This window comes from Novosphingobium sp. BF6 (assembly GCF_058273105.1).
The window spans coordinates 2903082-2918682 of record NZ_CM177775.1; the positions used below are offsets into that span (position 1 = coordinate 2903082).

Genomic DNA, 15601 nt, shown 5'->3' on the forward strand with positions numbered 1-15601 from the left:
CGTTCCCCGATAACATCCCTTATCAGCGCGTGAATGCCTGTGCGTTGCCCGCATCGACATTAATCATGTTGCCGGTGGATTTCGCCGACTGGTCGCCCGCGAGGAAATAGACCGCCTCGGCAATGTCCGAAGGTAGCACGTCGCGCTTCAGCATCGAGCGCTGGCGGTAGTGCTCTTCCAATTCCTTGCCGGTGTCGATGCCGTGGGCGCCCGCGCGTTCCTTGCGCCAGTCGCCGTCCCAGATCTTACTGCCCTTGATGACCGCATCGGGGTTGACGACGTTGACGCGGATACCGTGGGGCGCGCCTTCCAGCGCCAGACAGCGCGCAAGGTGGTTCGCCGCTGCCTTGGCCGAAGCATAGGCCGAGGCATTGGTGGCTGCGGCCACGCCGTTCTTCGAGCCGATGAAGACGACCGAAGTGCCGCCCTGCTCCTTCATGCCCTTCAACAGCGGCCACGCAGCGCGGCTGGTGAGGAAGTAGCCCTGCGCCAGCACGTCGTAATTGCGGCTCCACAGTTCGATCGTGGTCTCCTCGATCGGTGCCGAGGAGGCGATACCTGCATTGGCGACCAGAATATCGAGCCCGCCGAATTCGCGCGCGGCCACGGCGAAAGCTTCGGAGACTTGCGCTTCGTCGGTCACGTCGCAGACGGCGGCGCGGACCACGTCCTTGCCGAACTGCTTGGCGAACCCGGCGCGCACTTCTTCCACGGCATTGGCGTCACGATCCGCGAGCAACACGCAGGCGCCGTCCGCCATCAGGCGCGCGGCAGTGGCGGCACCGATGCCGCCCGCACCACCGGTGACGAGCGCCACGCGGCCGACGAGCGGCTTGGGTGCGGGCATGCGCTGGAGCTTGGCTTCCTCAAGCAGCCAGTATTCGATGTCGAACGCTTCCTGCTCGTCGAGCGCGATGTAGTCGCCGATGGCTTCGGCGCCGCGCATCACGTTGATGGCGTTGCCGTAGAATTCCCCGGCGAGACGGGCGGTGGTCTTGTCGGTGGCGAAGGTCATGCGGCCCACGCCCGGCACCAGCACGACCACCGGGTTGGCGTCGCGCATCGCAGGCGAGTTCGGACGCTTGCAGCGCTCGTAATAGGCTGCATACATGTCGCGATAATCGGCAATCTTCTGAGCCAGATAGTCCTGGTCCTGAAGACGCGAAGGGTCGAGGGTCAGGGGAGCGATCTTGGTGCGCAGGAAGTGATCGGGGCACGAAGTGCCGAGACCGGCGAGACGTTCGAACTCCACCGAGTTCACGAATTCCAGCGCCTCGGCGTCGTCCGAGAAGTGACCGACCTTGCGGCGCGCGCCAGTCATCAGCCCGCGCAGGCGCGGCATCAGGTCGGCGGCGATGGCGGCGCGGTCCTCGGAAGTGCCGTAAGCGGCGCCGCCGAACGCCGGCTTTTCACCCAGCTTTGCGTTGAGGTACTTCGCGGCATCGGCGATCAGCTCGACGGTGTGCTCGTAGCAGGACTTGGCGCTGTCGGCCCAGCAGATGATGCCGTGCCCTGCGAGCATGACGCCCTCGACGCCCGGATTGGCCGCGACGTAATCGCGAAGCTGGACGCCGAGCGTGTAGCCGGGACGCTTCCAGCCGAGCCAGCCGATCTTGCCGCCCCAGATTTCCTGCGTCGCCGCTTCGCCGCCCGAACTGGCCGCGAGCGCGATGATCGCGTCCGGATGGACGTGATCGACATGCGCGAAAGGCAGCAGCGAGTGCAGCGGCGTATCGATCGAGGCAGCCCGCGCGTTCAGGTTGAACGTGCAGTGCGGCAGGTAACCGACCATCTTGTCGTCGTCTTCCGGCCCGGCATAGTGCGCTTCGAGGCCGAGCAGCTTTTCCTGATAGAGCGTGGCGAAACCGTCGAGCTTCATCGAGCCGATGTCGCCGCCCGAACCCTTCACCCAGAGCACTTCCACTTCACCGCCGGTCAGCGGGTCCACTTCCGTCAGCTTGGCCGAAGTATTGCCGCCGCCGAAGTTGGTGACAGTCAGGTCCGATCCCAGCAGGTTCGAACGGTAGAGCAGCAGTTGTTCCGGGGAGAGCGTCGCGGCCAGCGAATCGTCCCAGCGACTGGAGGGAACGGCAAAAGGCAGCGCAGCCGTGCGGGAAGCGGTCATGGTATCCATAGTCATCCTCTACCAATTCGTGCTTGCATGAGCAATCTGTTTCGCTACAAAACGATCACGTTCGATCATCAAAGTCAATCATAATTGGTCAGAACGGTCAGATTGGAAGAGGCATGACGGGAACGGGTACTTTCATCGTCGTCGATATCGGCAAGACCCTCAGCAAGGTGACGCTGTGGACGCGCGGCGGGCGCATGATCGACCGTCAGGTGCGGCCTAACGCTGCCTGTGAGCGGGACGGCCTGCGGGTTCTCGATGTCGAGGGAATCGGCCAATGGCTGCGCGCCACCCTGCGCGGCTGGTCGGGCCATCCGGTGGAAGCGATCATCCCCGTGGCCCACGGCGCGGGCTTTGCCGCGCTGGACGAAACGGGCCTGCTGTTCCCGCCGCTCGACTACGAACAGGCCGTTCCCGAAGAGGTCATGGCGGACTATCGCCGCGAACGGGACGCCTTCCTGCTCACCGGCTCGCCCGCCCTGCCCGACGGCCTCAATCTCGGCACGCAGGTCTATTGGATGGCCCGCCTTCATCCCGAGAAGATGGCCCGCGCCACGCTGGTGCCCTGGGCGCAGTACTGGGCCTGGTTTCTCTCCGGCCAGGTCGCCAGCGAAGTGACCAGCCTCGGCTGCCATACCGACCTCTGGTGCCCCGCCGACGCCCGCTTCTCGCCGATGGCCGAGCGATTCGGCTGGGCCGAGCGATTCGCTCCCGTCGTCAGCGCCAGCGATGTCGTCGGCGCCCTGCGCGCCGAGATCGCCACCGAGACCGGCCTTCCCGCGACGGCGCGCGTGCTGGCAGGCCTGCACGATTCCAACGCGGCCCTCCTCGCCGCGCGCGGCTTTACGGAGATCGCCCGCAAGGAGGCAACGATTCTCTCCACCGGCACCTGGTTCATCGCCATGCGCCTTGCTGCAGAGACGTTCTCGATCGCCTCCCTGCCCGAGGCCCGCGACACGCTGGTCAATGTCGATGCTTATGGTTGGCCGGTGCCTTCCGCGCGCTTCATGGGCGGTCGCGAGATCGAATCGATCATCCAGATCGATACCCGCCGTGTCGACATCCGTCCCGACCAGCCGAAGCTGATGGAGGCCGTGCCCGGCCTGCTCGCGCGCGGCACGATGATGATGCCCACTCTGGCGCCGGGCTTCGGCCCTTTCCCCGAGGGCAAGGCGGACTGGATCGACAAGCCCGAGGAATGGGCGGGAACCTGGTATGCCCGGCGCGCCGCGATCTGCCTCTATGCGGCGATGGTGGCCGACACCTCGCTCGATCTGATCGGATCGAAGGAACGCCTGCTGATCGAGGGCCGCTTCGCCGACGCCGAAGTCTTCGTCCGCGCCCTCGCCGCGCTGCGGCCCGAAACCGAAGTCTACGTGGCGAACGCGCATAACGACGTCTCGTTCGGCGCGCTGCGGCTCATCAACCCGCTGCTTCAGGCGCAAGGCGGTCTGCGCCGGGTAGAGCCGCTCGAAGGCGATATCATGGCCTACCGCGAGAAATGGCGCGCGCACATGCGGGAGCTTGCCTGATGATAACCGCCTCGATCCCCGACTTCCGCGAAGCCGCCCGCCGCCGCCTGCCGCGCTTCCTGTTCGAGTATATCGACGGTGGCTCCTATGCCGAGGCGACGCTGCGGCGCAACGTCTCCGACCTTGCCGAACTCGCCCTGCGCCAGCGGGTGCTGCGCGACGTTTCGCAGCTCGACCTTTCGACCGAATTGTTCGGCCAGAAACTCGCCCTGCCCGTCGCCCTCGCCCCGATCGGCCTGGCCGGACTCAATGCCCGGCGCGGCGAGTGCCAGGCCGTGCGCGCGGCGGACAAGGCGGGGATTCCCTTCACGCTCTCCACCGTGGGCGCCTGCACCATCGGCGAAGTGGCCAAGGCGGCAGCCGCGCCGTTCTGGTTCCAGCTCTACATGATCCGCGACCGTGCGTTCATGAAGGACCTCTTGGCCAAGGCAGTCGAGGCGGGCTGTTCCACCCTCGTCTTCACCGTGGACATGCCGGTGCCCGGCAGCCGCTACCGCGACTATCACACCGGCCTTGCCGGAACCGGCGGGCTGAAGGGCGCGGCTTGGCGCGCGGCGCAGGCGATGATGCGCCCGGCATGGGCCTGGGACGTGGGCCTCAACGGACGGCCCCACACACTCGGCAATGTCGCCCCGGTGCTTCAGGGCCGCACCGGCATCGAGGACTTCTTCGCCTGGATGCGCAATAATTTCGACCCCTCGATCAACTGGCGCGATCTCGATTTCATCCGCTCGGAATGGCAGGGGCCGCTGGTCATCAAGGGTATCCTCGATCCCGAGGACGCCAGGGAAGCCGCCGAACTCGGCGCGGACGGGCTAGTCGTCTCCAACCACGGCGGCCGCCAGCTTGACGGCGTGCTTTCCAGCGCCCGTGCCCTGCCGCCCATCGCAGACGCCGTGGGAGACCGGATGACCGTGCTGGCCGACGGCGGCATCCGCTCCGGACTCGACGTGGTGCGCATGCTGGCGCTGGGAGCCAAGGGCGTGCTGTTCGGCCGCGCCTGGGCCTGGGCGCTCGGCGCCGCGGGCGAGGCGGGCGTGACCAAGATGCTCAAATTGATCGAGGCCGAGATGCGCGTCGCTATGGCGCTCACCGGCACCACGAAAATCGCAGAGATCGACAGAACGATCCTGGCGGGAGGGACATGACAATGACGCAAGTTCAAGGAGGGGAGGACAACTGGCGGAACACGATTCTGGCCGGCCTCGCCAATTACATCGACGCCGGCTCGATCGTCGCCGGTTCCGCCGCGCTGGCGCTGTGGCAGGAGAGCTATCACCTTTCCAACGACTTCGTCGGCCTGATCGCCGCCTTCGGCCCCAATGCCATCGGCGCGGGCGTGGGCGCACTGATCGGCGGCTGGCTCTGCGACAAGCTGGGCCGCAAGAAGATCTACCAGTGGGACATGCTGATCTACGCAGCAGGCATGGCGATGCTGGTCTTCGCGGTGGCGCCGTGGATGATCGTGGTCGGCTTCCTGATCGTCGGCCTCGCCGTGGGCGCGGACATTCCCGCAAGCTGGTCGCTGATCGCCGAGCAGGCGCCTGACAATAAACGCGGCAAGCATTCCGGCGTGGCGCAGGCGCTCTGGTATCTCGGCCCGGTCGTGGTGCTGCTGATGAGCCTCGCACTCACTTCGCTCGGCGTGCTCGGCGCGCGGATCGTCTTCGCGCACCTCGTGGTGATCGCGCTCGGCCTTACCCTGCTGCGCTCGAAGATGAAGGAATCGGAGCGCTGGGTGGAAGCCCAGAAATCCGAGGTAAAGCGCCCGCCGGTCTCCAGCCTGTTCAAGGGCAAGTACCTCGCCTCGATCCTCGGACTCGTGGGCATGTACGGGTTCTGGAACCTCTGGGCGGGCACCAACGGCTTCTTCTTCCCCTATATCCTGCGCACGATGGGCGCGGCGACACAGGCGCAGAGCGTCGCCATCCAGGCGGTCTCGTTCTTCGTCGCCATGATCTCGGTGACGTTCATCTTCATGCGCCTGTCGGACAAGGTGAACCAGCGCACGCTGTTCATCGTCTCGGCTGTGATCCAGGTCGCGGGCATGATGCTGCTGGCGGTGTTCCCGCTGACGATTCCGGTCGCCCTGCTCTACGTCTTCCTGCTCCAGTTCGGCGGCGGCTTCGGCGCGCAGAGCTTCTTCCAGCTCTGGAGTTCGGAGATGTTCCCGACGATGCTGCGCTCCACCGCGCAGGGCGTGTGCTTTGCCGTGGTGCGCATCTCGCTCGGCGTGTTCAGCTTCTTCGTGCCCATGCTCAACGCCACGGGCTTTACGAACCTGGCCTGGATTCTTACCGGGTTCCTTGTCATCAGCGGGATCATCGGCGCACTCTGGGCGCCGCGCAACGAGGGCAAGTCGCTCGAACAGCTCGAAGCGGAACAGGCCGGCTCGGGCAATAGCTCTCAGAAGGAAGCACAAGTCGCATGCACGCCGAGGAACGCGAACGCCTGATACTGGAGGCCGTCGCCGATACGGGCTTCGTGAGCTACCGCGCTCTCGAAGCCCGGCTCGACGCCTCGCCCGCCACGATCCGGCGCGACCTGACGCGGCTGGAGGAATCCGGCCGCATCCAGCGCGTCCACGGCGGCGCCAAGCTGCCCGAGGACGAGAAGCCCGACAGGCCGCAGGGCCTCGCAGGCACGCCCTTCGAGCAGTCGATCACCCAGAACCTGCCCGCCAAGCAGGCCATCGGCCGCGCCGCCGCCAAGCTCTGCCGGCCGAGCGAGGGGATCATGATCGACGGCGGCACCACTACGCTCCAGATGTGCCCCTATCTCGACGGGCTGGACATGCAGGTGCTGACCAACTCGCTGCACATCGTCCACGCCCTGCTTCCGCAGACGGGAACGCGGGTGCTGCTGCCCTCGGGCACGGTGTTTCGCGAACAGAATATCGTCCTAGCGCCCGCGGGCGAGGATTCGATGCCGCGCTTCCACGCGCCCAAGCTGTTCATGGGCGCGGCGGCGGTCGGCCCCCAGGGGGTGATGCAGCAGGACGTGATCCTCGTCGCCGCCGAGCGCCGCTTCATGGACCGGGCCGAGGAAGTCGTGCTGCTCGTCGACAGCTCGAAGTTCCGCTCCTCCTCGGGCGCGATCGTCTGCGGGCTGGACGAGGTGGACACCATCGTCACCGACGCCGGAATTCCACAGGACATGGCGGATCGGCTGCGGGATCTCGGGGTGAAGCTTGTCGTCGTCTGAGAGGCGGTCCGGACTTATCGCCGCAAGCGCCGTCAGAGCAATTTCCGACCCGACTGCATCGGATCAACTTCTCTAGATCTGGCGCTTCTCAAGCTTGCGCGCGAGAGTGCGGCGGTGAAGGCCGAGACGGCGGGCGGCCTCGGAAATGTTGAACTCGCACTCGACAAGCGTGCGGTGGATATATTCCCACTCCAGCGTCTTGATCGAACTCTTGCGTCCGTCAACCGGCACGCTGGCATCGCCCTCGCCGCTGGTGAAGGCCGCTTCGATATCGTCGGTGTTCGAGGGCTTGGCGAGGTAGTGCGAGGCGCCGAGCTTGATCGCCTCCACCGCCGTTGCGATCGACGCGTAGCCGGTCAGCACGACGATCCGCGTCTCCGGCGAGCGGGCGTGGAGCGACTGTACCACCGCAAGGCCCGATGACGCGGCGAGCTTGAGATCGACCACTGCATATTCGAAGGCTTCGCCCCGGCTGAGCGCTTCGGCCTCATCGGGGCTGGAGGCGGAACTGACGCGATAGCCGCGCCGCTCGAACGAGCGGCGCAATGTGCGCGCGAAAGTCGGGTCGTCCTCGACAATCAGCAGGCTGGCGCCGTCCGGGTCGATCACTGCTGCGTCTGTCATGGGGCTCCGCCTGCTATGCCACCGACTGTATCGTCGCCCTTTCTGGGCTCGTAGGCCAGAGTAGCAAGGGGAATCGCAAGTTGCACCCTCGCGCCGCCATCGGGCAAGTTGTCGACCGCGACTTTGCCGCCGAGCTTGCGGATCACGTTGACGACGAGAAACAGGCCGAGGCCCCCGCCGTCGCGCCCCTTGGTCGAGGCATAGGGCTGGCCGACGCGCGGCAGCATGTCCGCCGCGAAGCCGGGGCCGCGATCGCTGACGGTGAGGACGAGCCGGCCGTGCTCTTCCCACGCCTCGATGACGACGAGGTCGGGAGAGACTTCCACGGCATTGTCGATCACATTGCCGATCACCTGCCGCAGGCCCGGATCGGAGACGATCGAGCGGTCTTCGGCGATGCGGTCGATGAAGCGCAGCTCGCCGGGCATGCGGGCGCGCCACTCCTCCAGAATCTCGCCGAGGAAGCCGCGCAGGGTCGTCACCGCCGGATCGACGCCGCGCATCTCGCCTGCCGACATCAGGATGCCGCTGACGATGTTCTTGCAGCGCGCGAGTTCGCGTCGCACGTCGGCGAGGTCGGCTGCCATGTCGGGGTCGTCGGCAATGCCGGGCTGGCGCGCCCAGTCGCCGAGGATCACGGAGATCGACGACAGCGGCGTGCCCAGTTCATGCGCCGCGCCCGAGGCGAGCAGGCCCATGCGGATGATATGGTCTTCTTCCACCGCCTGCTGGCGCAGCGCCGCCAGCTTGGCGTCGCTCTCGCGCCGGGTAAAGTCGAGCCGGGCGACGAAGACGATCAGCAGCACCGCCGCCAGCACGAAGCAGAACAGGCTGCCGTAGATGTAGAGTTCGAAAGGATGCTGCGCATAACGCGCGGGCAGTTGCAGCGGCACGTAGAAATACGTCAGCAGCAACATGCAGAGGCAGGCGTTGATCGCGACCAGCGAACTCCAGCGCAGATCCAGGATCACCGCCGCGATCACGATCTGGAGCAGGAACAGGAAAGTGAAGGGATTGGTCGCCCCGCCGCTGTGGTAGAGCTGCCAGCACAGCGCGATCACGTCGACCATCAGCGCCGAGAACAGCTCGCCCTGCGTGAAGTCCCGCCGCCGCAGCACGACGCTGGCTGAGGCAAGGTTGACGACGATCAGCAGCAACGGCGCCAGCAGCAGCGGCGCCAGTTCCAGCTTCACGCCCAGCCCCTGCGAGACGATGACGATCGTCGCGAGCTGGCCGAACACCGCCGTCCAGCGCAGCTGGGTAAGCAGAATCACATTGGCGCGGCTCGCCGAGCCGCGCGGCAGGCCTTGCGGCGCGAACAGCTCGATCAGGCGTTCCATCGCCCCCGCCGCCAGACGAAGACCAGCGCCGCGCCCGACATCGCGGCCATCGCGAACCAGGTCAGCGCATAGCTGAGGTGGCTGTCGGGGAAATGGATCTGGGTGAGACCGGGGACCGGACGCAGGCCCTCCACGGGAGCCGCCTGCTCCACCTGGACATCGACGAAGGCCGGCGCGACCGCGCCGATGCCGCGCACCGTGGCCAGCGACCTGACGTCGCGCGAGTACCAGCGGTCGATGCCGGGCTGGTTCGACTGGAGAATACTGCCGCCCGGTTCGGTCGGGCGGAGCAGGCCGGTCACTTCGACGCGGCCCGGCGGGGTGGTGGCCGCGGCTTGCTCGCGCGTGGTTCCGGCGGGGACGAAGCCGCGGTTGATCCAGACCTGCCGTCCCTCGGCGGTCCGGATCGGCGTCATCGTCCAGTAGCCGGTGCCGAGTTCGGTCGCGGCGCGGACGAGCGCGGTCGCCCTGCCCTCGTAAGTCCCGGCGATCCTGACCCGCAGGTAGTCGAGTTCGCGCGCGCCTTCGCCGGTCAGCCGGGCATCCTCGGGCACCGCGACCGGCGCGGCATGGACACGCGCCTCGACGCGGGCGATCAGCGCGTGTTTCCAGTGCATCCGCTGCACCTGCCAGACGCCCAGCGCCACGAAAGCGATGAGCGCCACCAGCAGAAACGCGGCGAGCCCCCAGGGCCGCCGCGCTTCCGTTCGATCCGTTTCTGTCCGCATTTGCTCGGTCAGTTTCGTCTCTTTTTCTCGACCTTGGTCAGGGCAGCTGGCCCATGTCGTGGGTCGTCATCGGCATCATGTTGTGGTTCAGGTGGTACATCACCCAGAGCGAACCGGAAAGCGTGATGACGAGCACGACGATCGTGAAGATCAGCGCCATGACGGTCCAGCCGTTCTCCGACTTCGTGTTCATGTGCAGGAAGTAGATCATGTGGACCACGATCTGCACCGCCGCGAAGGCCATGATGACCAGAGCCGTCGTCGACTTGTCGGTGATCGCGCCGGTCATCACCAGCCAGAACGGAATCGCCGTGAGGATGACCGAGAGGATGAAGCCGATCACATAGTCGCGCAGCGAGCCGTGGCTGCCGTGATCGTCGTCGTGATGGTGGTTCGGGTGAACGTGCTCGCTCATCACAGCATTCCCATGAGATAGACGAAGGTGAAGACGCCGATCCAGATGACGTCGAGGAAGTGCCAGAACAGCGACAGGCACATCAGGCGACGCTTGTTCGCCGGGATCAGACCCTTCTTGCCGATCTGGACGACCAGCGTGAACAGCCAGATCAGGCCGAACGTGACGTGCAGACCGTGGGTGCCCACCAGCGAGAAGAACGCGGTGAGGAAGCCCGAGCGCATCGGCGTCGCGCCTTCGTGGATCAGGTGGCTGAACTCGTAGAGTTCGATGAAGAGGAAGGCGCCGCCGAACACGGCGGTGACCAGCAGCCAGAGCTGCGTGGCGCCCTTGCTGTTCTTCTCCATGGCCAGCATCGCGAAGCCGTAGGTGATCGACGAGAACAGCAGCATCGCCGTGTTCAGTGCGATCAGCTTGAGGTCGAAGAGATCCTTCGGCCCCGGCCCTGCCGCGAAGCTGCCGCCGAGCACCCCGTAGGCGGCGAACAGCATCGCGAAGATGAGGCAGTCGCTCATCAGGTACATCCAGAAGCCCAGCATGGTGCTGCCGCCTTCGGGATGGTCGTGCTCGTTGAGGTCGTAGAACGCAGCCTGAAGTTCAGGCTGGCTCAGGTTCTTGGACATTTCGGCAGTGGCAGTCATCGATCAGGCTCCTGCCGCTGCAAGCTGGCGCGTACGCTCGGCCTCGGTCGCTTCGACCGTCTCGACCGGGATGTGGTAGTCGCGCTTGTAGTTGAAGGTGTGGAAGATGGCATAGCCGAGGATTCCCGCGAACGAGACGGCTGCCAGCCACCAGATATACCAGATCATCGCGAAGCCGAGGGCCACCGACAGACCGGCCAGGATGATGCCCGTTCCGGTGCCCTTGGGCATGTGGATCGGACGGAACCCTTCGGTCGGACGTTCCACGCCGCAGCGCTTCATGTCGTCCCAGGCGTCGATGTCGTGGACGATCGGGGTGAAGGCGAAGTTGTACTCCGGCGGCGGCGACGAGGTCGACCATTCCAGGGTACGGCCGTTCCACGGATCGCCGGTCTCGTCCTTCAGTTCTTCGCGCTTCCAGATCGACACGGCGAACTGGACGAGCATGGCACCGATACCGCCCGCGATCATCAGCGCGCCGAAGGCGGCGACGATGAAGAAGGGCTGGAGCGACGGATCGTCGAACACGCGCATGCGGCGGGTCACGCCCATCAGGCCGAGGATGTAGAGCGGCATGAAGGCGAACCAGAAGCCCGGAACCCAGAGCCAGAAGCTGACCTTGCCCCAGAATTCGTTGAGCTTGAAGCCGAAGGCCTTGGGCCACCAGAAGTTGATCGCCGCGAAGATGCCGAACAGCACGCCGCCGATGATGACGTTGTGGAAGTGGGCGATCAGGAACAGCGAGTTATGCAGCACGAAGTCGGCAGGCGGCACCGCGAGCAGAACGCCGGTCATGCCGCCGATGGTGAAGGTCAGCATGAAGGCGACCGTCCACATCATCGGCAGTTCGAACCGGATGCGGCCACGATACATCGTGAACAGCCAGTTGAAGAGCTTCGCGCCGGTCGGGATCGAGATCACCATCGTGGTGATGCCGAAGAACGAGTTGACGCTCGCGCCCGAACCCATGGTGAAGAAGTGGTGCAGCCAGACGAGGTACGAGAGGATGGTGATGACCAGCGTCGCGTAGACCATCGACGAGTAGCCGAACAGGCGCTTGCCGCTGAAGGTCGAGGTGACTTCCGAGAAGACGCCGAACAGCGGCAGGATGAGGATGTAGACCTCGGGGTGACCCCAGATCCAGATCAGGTTCACGTACATCATCGGCGAGCCGCCGAAGTCGTTGGTGAAGAAGTTGAAGCCGAGATAGCGGTCCATCGTCAGCATCGTCATCACGGCGGTCAGCACCGGGAAGGCGGCGACGATCAGGATGTTGGTGCAGAGCGAGGTCCAGGTGAAGATCGGCATGCGCATCATGGTCATGCCCGGCGCGCGCATCTTGACGATGGTCGCGATCAGGTTGACGCCCGATAGCAATGTACCGACACCGGCGATCTGCAAGGCCCAGATATAGTAGTCGACGCCGACCCACGGGCTGTACGCGATGTTGGACAGCGGCGGATAGGCCAGCCAGCCGGTCTGCGCGAACTCACCGACGAACAGCGAGGCCATGACCAGCACCGCGCCCGCCGTCGTCATCCAGAAGCTGAAGTTGTTCAGGAACGGGAAGGAGACGTCGCGCGCGCCGATCTGCAGCGGCACGATGTAGTTCATCAGGCCGGTGACGAAAGGCATCGCCACGAAGAAGATCATGATCACGCCGTGGGCGGTGAAGATCTGGTCGTAGTGGTGGGCGTTGAGGTAGCCCTCGTTGCCGTTGAAGGCGATCGACTGCTGGATACGCATCATGACCGCGTCGGCAAAGCCGCGCAGGAACATGATCAGGCCCAGGATCATGTACATGATCCCGATCTTCTTGTGGTCCACGCTGGTGAACCACTCCTTCCAGAGATAGCCCCAGAGCTTGAAATAGGTCAGCCCGGCCACGACCGCCGCGCCGCCGAGGGCGACGACGACGAACGTGGCAAGCACGATCGGTTCCTGTGGCATGGCGTCCCACCACAGGCGGCCCAGTAACGGGCTCCAGTGAGAATGGTCTACAGCTTCCATTGTTCTGTCAGTTCCGGGAAATCTGGGAGGAGTGCGCGGCGTCGTTGGCGGCTACCGGCTCTGCCTTGGCGGCGGGAGCCAGCGCCTGCTCGTCCTTGCCGAACAGCGGCAGGGACTGCGGGGCCTTCATGCCGGCGCCGGTCAGGACGCGCAGGTTCTCGGGCGCCTTGACCGTGTGGTCGGGAGCGGCACCGGGCATCTGGCGGCAGAGGGCACGAACCCAGGCCAGCTCGCGCTGGACGGCGGCGTTCGGGTTGACGTTGGCGGAAGCGGCGGCTTCGCGGCCACGCTTGTCGTAGGTCAGCATCTCGACATTGCGGATACCCGCCTTGCCGAGACCGCCGCGCGCGTCGACCGCCATCATTTCGCTCATGCACATCTTGCCGGGCTCGACGCACATGTCGACGATGGCGCCGTAAAGGTCGGGCGAAACAGTGGCGTAGCGGATGACCGGAACCTTCTCGCTCGGCTTTTCGAGCTGGAGGTAGGCGGTGCGGTCAAGCGTGCCGCCGGCCTTGTCGGCCTTCACGTCGGCAGTCCACTTGGCGAAGTCCGCATCGGAAACCGCGCGCGTGGCGAAGCGCATGTTGGAGAAGCCCGCGCCCGAGTAGTTGGCCGAGAAGCCGATGGTGTCGATCGGCTTGTTGAACACGGCATGCAGGCGCGTTTCCATGCCCGGCATCGCGTAGATCTGGCCGGCCATGGCAGGCACGTAGAAGGAGTTCATCACGCTCGACGAGGTGATCTTGAACGAGAGCGGACGGCCGGTCGGCACGACCAGCTCGTTGACCGTGGCCACACCCTGTTCGGGATAGATGAAGAGCCACTTCCAGTCGAGCGCGACGACTTCGACTTCCAGCGGCTTGACGTTGGCGGCCACCGGCGTCTCGTGATCGATACGGCCGATCGTGCGGTAGGGATCGAGCAGGTGGGTGGTGACCCAGGTCAGCGCGCCGAGGCAGATGATGATCAGCAGCGGCGCGGTCCAGATCAGCAGTTCGAGCTGGGTCGAGTGATCCCAGTCCGGCTGATAGTTGGCCTCCTTGTTCGACGCGCGGTAACGCCACGCGAAAAGAACCGTGGCGGCCATGACCGGCACGATGATGAGGAGCATCAGCAGCGTGGAGATGACGACGAGGTCACCCTGCTGACGCGCGACATCCCCGGCGGGGTTGAGCACGACGGTGTTGCAAGCGGAAAGCGCGCCAGTCAGGGACAAGGCGGCAAGGACTTTGGCGAGCGCGGTCAACTGCCGCGGCTTCGGTCTGGACTCGGGTGGGCGCATGGGTGGAGCGCCTAAGCCCATGCCGCGAGTGCGAACATAGGACATTTTGTCCAATCCCCTTGAAGCCGGACAATGACGATACGCCCCCCAGTATGTAGCCGGGCGTTTCGCGCGCCCGCCTTGATTCGTCCGCGCACGGCAGGCCGTTATTGAGCCGTCCGCACGCGGACCCGAAACGAAGGCCGCAGAATCGAAATGACCAGCACTCCCCAATCCGGCGAAGCCAGGGGCCAGTCCCGCGAAGCCCTGGGACTGCCGACGTTCAAGGAGCACCATCAGCCCTCGCCCGGCGAGATCGCGATCGGTGTCATCATCGGGCGAACCTCGGAGTTCTTCGACTTCTTCGTCTACGCCATCGCCTCGGTGCTGGTGTTCCCGAAGCTGTTCTTCCCCTTCGTGGACGCTCTGACCGGCACGATCTATTCCTTCGCGGTCTTCGCGCTGGCCTTCGTGGCCCGCCCGATCGGCAGCCTCGTGTTCATGGCGCTCGACCGCGCCTATGGCCGCGGCACCAAGCTGACGATCGCGCTGTTCATGCTCGGCGGTTCGACCGCGGCGATCGCCTTCCTACCCTCCTACGCGACCGCAGGCAGCACCGCGATCACCCTGCTCTGCCTGTTCCGCCTCGGCCAGGGCTTCGCCCTCGGCGGCACCTGGGACGGCCTCGCCTCGCTGCTCGCACTCAATGCGCCGGAGCATAAGCGCGGCTGGTACGCGATGATCCCGCAGCTCGGCGCGCCGTTCGGCCTGATCGTGGCCTCGACGCTGTTCGCCTTCATGATCGCCGCCCTGCCCGCCCAGGACTTCCTCGACTGGGGCTGGCGCTATCCGTTCTTCGTGGCTTTCGCGATCAACGTCGTCGCGCTCTTCGCGCGCCTTCGCATCGTCGTCACCGAGGAGTTCGAGAATCTCTTCGCCAGCCGCGACCTTCAGGCCGTCAGCGTCGGCGCCACGCTGCGCACCGAGTGGAAGACCATCGTGCTGGGCGCCTTCGCCCCGCTCGCCAGCTTCGCGCTGTTCCACATGGTCACGGTGTTCCCGCTTTCGTGGGTCTTCCTCTTCACCCCCGACTCGCCGATCGGCTTCCTGCTGATCGAAGCGCTGGCCGCCGCCTTCGGCGTCGTCGCCGTGATCGCCTCGGGCCGCATCGCCGACAAGTTCGGACGCCGCAACCTGCTCGGCACGTGCGCCATCGCCATCGCCGTGTTCTCGGGCTTCGCCCCGCAGCTTCTCGATGCCGGTCCGGTGGGCGAGATCGCCTTCATGATCATCGGTTTCGTGCTGCTCGGCCTTGCCTTCGGCCAGTCCTCGGGCGTCGTCGCCTCGGAATTCTCCACCGAGCACCGCTACACCGGCTCGGCGCTCACCAGCGACCTTTCGTGGCTGGTCGGCGCGGCCTTCGCCCCGCTGGCGGCGCTGCTGCTGGCGACCAACGGCGGCCTGATCGCCTCGGGCGGCTATCTGCTCTCCGGTGCGATCGCCACGCTGGCTGCGCTCTGGCTGAACAAGGGCCTGGCCAGCAGGAATTGACGGCTGGACCGGATCGAAAATCAGAAAGGGGGCGCTGCGGCGCCCCTTTTTTTGTTCTGCGACAGTCTGGAAATTCTCCGCGAATCGCGCCTTTCCAGAACCTTGACCGGAATTTGGGCGATCGTTCAAATAACGCCGTGCCGTAGTTTGATTAAAATGAA

13 protein-coding genes are annotated in these 15601 nt (G+C 65.4%); 5 read left to right on the forward strand and 8 right to left on the reverse strand.

Features of this window, described 5'->3' with window-relative positions:
- Positions 1-22: 22 nt before the first annotated feature.
- Complete coding sequence (locus tag AC4D6D_RS14145) at positions 23-2134, reverse strand: bifunctional rhamnulose-1-phosphate aldolase/short-chain dehydrogenase (protein ID WP_491325792.1); 2112 nt, start codon at positions 2132-2134, stop codon at positions 23-25.
- Positions 2135-2247: 113 nt separating this feature from the next.
- On the opposite strand from AC4D6D_RS14145, the gene AC4D6D_RS14150 reads away from it, so the two are divergent.
- Genes AC4D6D_RS14150 through AC4D6D_RS14165 form a run of 4 tightly spaced genes read left to right on the forward strand, consistent with a single transcriptional unit; the run spans position 2248 to position 6867 of the window.
- Complete coding sequence (locus tag AC4D6D_RS14150; RefSeq protein ID WP_491325793.1) at positions 2248-3663, forward strand: FGGY-family carbohydrate kinase; 1416 nt, start codon at positions 2248-2250, stop codon at positions 3661-3663.
- The gene (lldD, locus tag AC4D6D_RS14155; protein WP_491325794.1) at positions 3663-4811 is read left to right on the forward strand and encodes an FMN-dependent L-lactate dehydrogenase LldD; all 1149 of its coding nucleotides are present in this window, start codon (positions 3663-3665) and stop codon (positions 4809-4811) included. Before AC4D6D_RS14150 ends, lldD begins: the two co-directional genes overlap by 1 nt.
- A gap of 2 nt (positions 4812-4813) precedes the next feature.
- Positions 4814-6118 (forward strand): MFS transporter, encoded by a 1305-nt coding sequence (locus AC4D6D_RS14160; protein ID WP_491325795.1) that lies wholly within the window; start codon positions 4814-4816, stop codon positions 6116-6118.
- Positions 6091-6867 (forward strand): DeoR/GlpR family DNA-binding transcription regulator, encoded by a 777-nt coding sequence (locus AC4D6D_RS14165; protein ID WP_491325796.1) that lies wholly within the window; start codon positions 6091-6093, stop codon positions 6865-6867. Before AC4D6D_RS14160 ends, AC4D6D_RS14165 begins: the two co-directional genes overlap by 28 nt.
- Before the next feature lie 72 nt (positions 6868-6939).
- Here AC4D6D_RS14165 and AC4D6D_RS14170 read toward each other — a convergent pair whose 3' ends face one another.
- The 7 genes from AC4D6D_RS14170 to cyoA form a co-directional block, all read right to left on the reverse strand.
- Positions 6940-7491: a response regulator transcription factor gene (locus AC4D6D_RS14170; RefSeq protein WP_147218757.1), complete on the reverse strand. Its 552-nt coding sequence runs from the start codon at positions 7489-7491 to the stop codon at positions 6940-6942.
- Complete coding sequence (locus tag AC4D6D_RS14175; protein ID WP_491325797.1) at positions 7488-8831, reverse strand: ATP-binding protein; 1344 nt, start codon at positions 8829-8831, stop codon at positions 7488-7490. Before AC4D6D_RS14175 ends, AC4D6D_RS14170 begins: the two co-directional genes overlap by 4 nt.
- On the reverse strand, positions 8819-9559 hold the full coding sequence (locus AC4D6D_RS14180) for an SURF1 family protein (RefSeq protein ID WP_491325798.1): 741 nt from the start codon (positions 9557-9559) through the stop codon (positions 8819-8821). The genes AC4D6D_RS14175 and AC4D6D_RS14180 overlap by 13 nt, the downstream gene beginning before the upstream one ends.
- A 37-nt stretch (positions 9560-9596) precedes the next feature.
- A complete protein-coding gene (cyoD, locus tag AC4D6D_RS14185) occupies positions 9597-9974 on the reverse strand; it encodes a cytochrome o ubiquinol oxidase subunit IV (protein ID WP_147218753.1) in 378 nt (125 codons plus the stop codon).
- Positions 9974-10513, reverse strand: a complete 540-nt coding sequence (gene cyoC, locus AC4D6D_RS14190; RefSeq protein ID WP_491327255.1) for a cytochrome o ubiquinol oxidase subunit III — start codon at positions 10511-10513, stop codon at positions 9974-9976. Before cyoC ends, cyoD begins: the two co-directional genes overlap by 1 nt.
- Before the next feature lie 105 nt (positions 10514-10618).
- Positions 10619-12625 (reverse strand): cytochrome o ubiquinol oxidase subunit I, encoded by a 2007-nt coding sequence (gene cyoB, locus AC4D6D_RS14195; protein WP_147218749.1) that lies wholly within the window; start codon positions 12623-12625, stop codon positions 10619-10621.
- A gap of 7 nt (positions 12626-12632) precedes the next feature.
- Positions 12633-13910, reverse strand: coding sequence for a ubiquinol oxidase subunit II (gene cyoA / locus AC4D6D_RS14200; protein ID WP_147218747.1), 1278 nt, complete (start codon positions 13908-13910; stop codon positions 12633-12635).
- A 195-nt stretch (positions 13911-14105) separates the two neighbouring features.
- Here cyoA and AC4D6D_RS14205 point away from each other — a divergent pair, with 195 nt between their 5' ends.
- Positions 14106-15440, forward strand: coding sequence for an MFS transporter (locus AC4D6D_RS14205; RefSeq protein WP_147218745.1), 1335 nt, complete (start codon positions 14106-14108; stop codon positions 15438-15440).
- Positions 15441-15601 lie beyond the last annotated feature (161 nt).